The organism is Spirillospora sp. NPDC049652 (assembly GCF_040675125.1).
Taxonomy (GTDB): domain Bacteria; phylum Actinomycetota; class Actinomycetes; order Streptosporangiales; family Streptosporangiaceae; genus Spirillospora.
On sequence record NZ_JBFAOF010001596.1, the window covers coordinates 1 to 1002 of the forward strand.

The window sequence follows — 1002 nt, forward strand, 5'->3', positions numbered from 1 at the left end:
CACCGGCCGTCCCCGCCGCCGCGCCCGCTCCGGCGGCGCCCCCTCCCGCTCCGGCCGTGGCGGCTCCGGCCGCGCTCGCGCTCGCGCTGAGCGCGGCGAGGGGGAACAGCGAGGCGAGCGCCATGGCGATGCCCGCGAGCAGGTGCGCGCCGCGCGACTCCCAGTCGGGTCCGTAGGCGGCGCGCGCGAGATCCTCCAGTTCGCGGACGAAAGCGGCGGCCCCGGGCGGACGCGCCGCCGCGCTCTTCGCCATGCCCCGCGCGATCAGCGGACGCAGCGGTTCCGGGACGTCCTCGACGGGGACCGGGCCGGTCAGGTGCCCGGCGCGCGGCGCGTCCGCGAACGGCCTGCGCCCCGACACGGTCTCGACGAACACGCAGGTGGCGGCGTAGACGTCCGCGGCGGGACCGGCGGGCTCGCCGAGCCATTGCTCCGGGGCCATGTAGGCGGGCGTCCCGGAGGCGGACGCAGCCCCCGCGAGGGTCGCCACGCCGAAGTCGATGAGCTTGGACCGGCCGTCCGCCGGGACGATCACGTTGGACGGCTTGTAGTCGCGGTGCACCACGCCCGCCGTGTGCGCGGCGGAGAGCCCGAGCAGCGACCCCTTGAGGACGGCCAGCGCCGCCTCCGGCGCGAGCGACCCGTACCGGGCCAGGACCTCCCGGAACGAGACGCCGTCCACGGCCTCCATGACCAGCGCGAGCCCGCGTTCGTTCTCCACGAGCTGGTACAGCCGCGCGACGTGCGGGTCGCGGACCCGCCCGAGCAGGACCGCCTCCTCCCGGAACCGGTCCCGCGCGGCGGACCCCGCGCCGCCGAGCAGGTACTTCACCGCGACCAGGCGGCCGGACGCCGCGTGCCTGGCCAAGACCACCCGGCCCTGACCGCCGCGCCCCAGTTCCCGGATCTCCTCGAAACCGTCGATGCGCCACTCCACGCCCTATAGACGCGTCGCCTCCGCCTCCGGTTGCGCCCCGGCCGCCCGTCCCGCGCCCGCGCTCG

1 protein-coding gene is annotated in these 1002 nt (G+C 77.4%); it reads right to left on the reverse strand.

What is annotated here, in order from left to right; all coding sequences use genetic code 11:
* Positions 1 to 937: serine/threonine-protein kinase (locus AB0J52_RS42205; protein ID WP_500188953.1), on the reverse strand; the 937-nt coding region annotated here is incomplete at its 3' end.
* Positions 938 to 1002 lie beyond the last annotated feature (65 nt).